Below are 3713 nucleotides of genomic sequence, written 5' to 3'. Positions count from 1 at the left end.
ATTCAATAAAGGTCAATTCTCATAATTATCATTTCGAGGCCCTGATTGAATGCTTGATACACATTCAGGCATTTTCGATTAAATAATAAAGCATTATTGCTTTCGGGCATTCGAGTTTTTGATCGATGTGAGTATCTCCTTTGCCAACATACTCATGTATACAATTGAGTCCTGTTTTTCATAGGACGATCTGAAGGAGAGTTGTAAGAGTGATTTCACTCCGTTTTTACCGCATATATGATATTGGAAGGGAGATTGATCTCGATCAGCTCGAACGTGAACTTGCACGAAGTTACTTTACTGCCAGGGCCAGTTTTCTGAGGGTCAATCCGAAATCTATTATGATGGAAGACCCACCGCTCATGCTCAAAATGCATGAGGTGAGCGTTGAGCGTCAGGGTTTTACATTTAACCTGCATGTCATCGCCCGTTTATATGATATTGGGGCAATAAGTCTCTGTTTTTTGTATGACGATCCAGAAGCACCTTCATCTGCTCTGGAGGATACGGCTCTGCTCTTTGCGGGACATGAAGGATTGTCAGATCTCTTTGGTACATATTTAAAGAATCTGGGTGAGATTCTTGGACCACATATCAAAAATATCTCGATCCAGTCTGACTTTTTCGAAGACTATACGATTTATGTCACCGATCGTATAGACAAAAGTATTGATCCTGCTGTCCTCCTCAGTGGAGAGAGAACTCAGTTTTCATCACAGATGCGAGAGGAGATAGTCAGAAACACACACAGTTACACCGCTGATGATATTGCTATCCTCTCGTATGACTCAGCACTTCTCTGCAATCCTGAAAATCCAACAGACCTCATTGATCTCATTGAGTTTGCAAATGTGCAGGTACTAGAACTTAGATATTATGACCGGGTTCTCAACCGTCAGATGGAGAAGATGTACGATGATATTGAGCAGGCAGACCGGATGTCACGTCTTCGCAGGATGCGGCAATACCACCATATTATGTCTCAGTTGATGGAGACCTATGCCGAGATATCAGAGATTACAGAAAAAGTGAATAACCTGATCAAAGTTACGGAAGATGTCTATTATGCCAGGGTGTATGCCACTGTCCTTAAGGTGATGCGAAGCAGCCAGTGGAGTGACAGTGTGGACCGGAAGATTAAGGTCATTCACGAAAACTACTCGATGCTTTCTGAAGAAGTCAGGATTCAACACTCAAACTTCCTAGAATGGGTAGTTATTATTCTCATTGCTATGGAATGTGTTCTTGGTCTCTTAAGGAGTGTACATTAAGATTTGATGCGCAGTTACTCTCTCCAGAAAAAAAGTCTAATAATCGGGGTTTTCCTCACACGTGCAGGTACAAAATGTCTGGAATAATTGAAGCCGTGGATCTCAGGAAAGAATATGGATCCCTGACTGCAGTTGATGGTATCAGTTTTTCGGTAAAAAAAGGGGAACTATTTGGATTCCTAGGTCCAAACGGGGCCGGGAAGACGACAACCATGAAGATTTGTGAGTGCGTCTCTCCCAGAACAGCAGGTTCACTGCATATCTTCTCCATGGATCCTGATCTTAAAGGGAGGGAGATTCGTAGTCGCCTAGGTGTAGTTCCCCAGGAAACAAACCTCGACAATGAGCTGACTGTTGCTGAAAATTTGCAAATTTATGCGTCATTTTTTAATATCACACCTGTTGAAGCCCGCACAAGAACCGAAGACCTTCTGGAATTTTTCGAGCTTACTGCCAAGCGAGACACACTCATTGAACAGCTATCAGGGGGTATGAAACGGCGCCTGCTTTTGGCACGTGCTATGATCAATCATCCTGAGATCCTGATTCTTGACGAACCAACGATCGGACTGGATCCCCAGGCACGTCACCACATCTGGGAACGCTTGCAGCATATCCGTGCTCAGGGAAACACGATAGTAATCACAACCCATTATCTGGATGAAGCTGAAAGGCTCTGTGACCGGCTGGTGATCATGGATCATGGGAAGATTCTGGTTGAAGGTTCACCAAGAGATCTGATAGATACTCATATTGGTATGGATATTGTGGAGGTTGAACATACACCTGAAGTAATCAACTGCCTGAATTCTCTTGGAATTATCTTTGAGTCCGTTAATGAAACAATTCAAATCAGGACTAAAACCCCTCGACAGGTTGCAGATCAGATACTTTCAGAGTGCCAGGGCGTCAGGGTTGTTACAAGACCGGCAAGTCTTGAGGACGTATTTTTAATGCTTACTGGAAGGAGGCTTCGGGAATGAACCGGACTTATCATAACATAATTCTGTTTCTTCGCAATTCATATCATGTGTGGTTTCGAAATCTACTGGTCTTTCTAAAGAATATCAAAGTAAACTTTCTCCCACCTTTCGTTGAACCTCTTCTTTACCTGGGGGCTATTGGATTTGGTATCGGAACTTATGTAGGAGAAGTTGATGGGATCTCATTTGTCCGCTTTATTGCCCCTGCAATCCTTGCAGCTTCTGTTATGAACGCCTCATTTTTCGAATGTGCGTATGGTACCTATGTCCGGATGTATTATGGGAAGGCTTTTGAAGCAATGATGGCCACTCCGATACGTTTGCGTGAGATTGTTATTGGTGAGATCTTTTGGGGAGCAACCCGGGGACTAATATCAGCTGCTGCTATCCTTTTGATCCTTTCTCTTCTGGGTCTTGCTGATCTTCCTCAGAGTTTGGTTGTCCTTCCTCTGGCATTTTTAGCAGGATTCCTTTTCTCAGCGATTGCAGCATGTTTCTCAGCAGTTACTCCTTCTATTGATGCTTTGAGTTATCCTTCGCTCCTCTATATTGCACCGATGTTTCTTTTTAGCGGAACATTCTTTCCACTTAGTCTTCTTCCAGAGCCATTGCAGGTATTTGCATTTGTCGCTCTTCCGCTAACACATGTTGTCACACTTACCAGGGGAATTATGGTTGGCGGAGCTATGCCGTTATGGCCTGTCAATATTGCATGGATTATTGTAGGAATTGTGGTTGCAACCAGTATTGCAGTCAGGCTCTTTGACCGTAGGCTGATTATTTAATAAAAAAAGGAATACGTGTTAGATTTTGAGTCCTGACTGGTATGAGAATACTTTCTGGAAATTTCTCATATTACCTGCTACCCCTGTTTGGTCTTTCCACTGATTTGTACCAGATACGTTGGTCTGATTATCCCTCGCTTCCATGATAGAACCACTAAAAGTAGTTCTCACAATACCATCAGCGACCAAAACCCCTGAATTTGCATCCGGGCTGATTGCAACCTGGTAGTTAAGTCCGGCTGGTACCAGATCTTCGCCAACCATCCGGAGATTACCAGATTCTGATATTTGTGCATGGTTTACATTCATAAAGGAGATCTTCGACTGAACTGTATTACAAAATGCAGGGAACCAGGTGAGGTCTTTGGCTGCATACACACAGCGAAGGAGATCATCATCAGCTGGTTTGTATGAGCCTGCAATATTTAGGAGATAACTCTCCTCACCGAGCATATGCGATCCATTGGTTGTATCATATGTAAGGATTTTCTGGGTCTGAATATTGTAAGTGCTTGCAGCCTGATTCTTTGAATCAAAGTCAAAGTTCTTGTTTATAGCAAGTTTTCCCCCATTAGTCAGGAGATTGTCTGACCAGGAGGTCTCACCGATCACATCACCGGGATTTGTGATATGTTTTGTAATTGAATACTCCTGGCTATCAGCAGATGCTATTG

General features: G+C 43.1%; 4 protein-coding genes. 3 read left to right on the top strand and 1 reads right to left on the bottom strand.

The features are described from left to right. Nucleotides 1-209 precede the first annotated feature (209 nt). The 3 genes from VN429_RS09870 (at nt 210) to VN429_RS09860 (ending at nt 3039) form a co-directional block, all read left to right on the top strand. Nucleotides 210-1271 carry an RMD1 family protein gene (locus VN429_RS09870; RefSeq protein WP_325632777.1) on the top strand — a complete coding sequence of 354 codons (1062 nt, stop codon included), beginning with the start codon at nt 210-212 and terminating at the stop codon, nt 1269-1271. Between the two features lie 74 nt (nt 1272-1345). Next, on the top strand, nt 1346-2254 hold the full coding sequence (locus VN429_RS09865) for an ABC transporter ATP-binding protein (RefSeq protein WP_325632776.1): 909 nt from the start codon (nt 1346-1348) through the stop codon (nt 2252-2254). Next, a complete protein-coding gene (locus VN429_RS09860; RefSeq protein WP_325632774.1) occupies nt 2251-3039 on the top strand; it encodes an ABC transporter permease in 789 nt (262 codons plus the stop codon). The genes VN429_RS09865 and VN429_RS09860 overlap by 4 nt, the downstream gene beginning before the upstream one ends. An 18-nt stretch (nt 3040-3057) precedes the next feature. Here the strand turns inward: VN429_RS09860 and VN429_RS09855 are convergent. Beyond that, nucleotides 3058-3713, bottom strand: a 656-nt coding sequence (locus tag VN429_RS09855; protein WP_325632772.1) for a hypothetical protein, incomplete at its 5' end; no start/stop codon positions are given.

Source organism: Methanospirillum sp. (assembly GCF_035560735.1).
Taxonomy (GTDB): Archaea; Halobacteriota; Methanomicrobia; order Methanomicrobiales; family Methanospirillaceae; genus Methanospirillum.
This window is presented reverse-complemented; position numbering and strand designations above follow the sequence as displayed.

What these genes read in the sequence shown, in the direction of transcription:
- VN429_RS09865 (WP_325632776.1), top strand. Translation starts at nt 1,346, where the DNA reads ATGTCTGGAATAATTGAAGCCGTGGATCTCAGGAAAGAATATGGATCC.
- VN429_RS09860 (WP_325632774.1), top strand. Translation starts at nt 2,251, where the DNA reads ATGAACCGGACTTATCATAACATAATTCTGTTTCTTCGCAATTCATAT.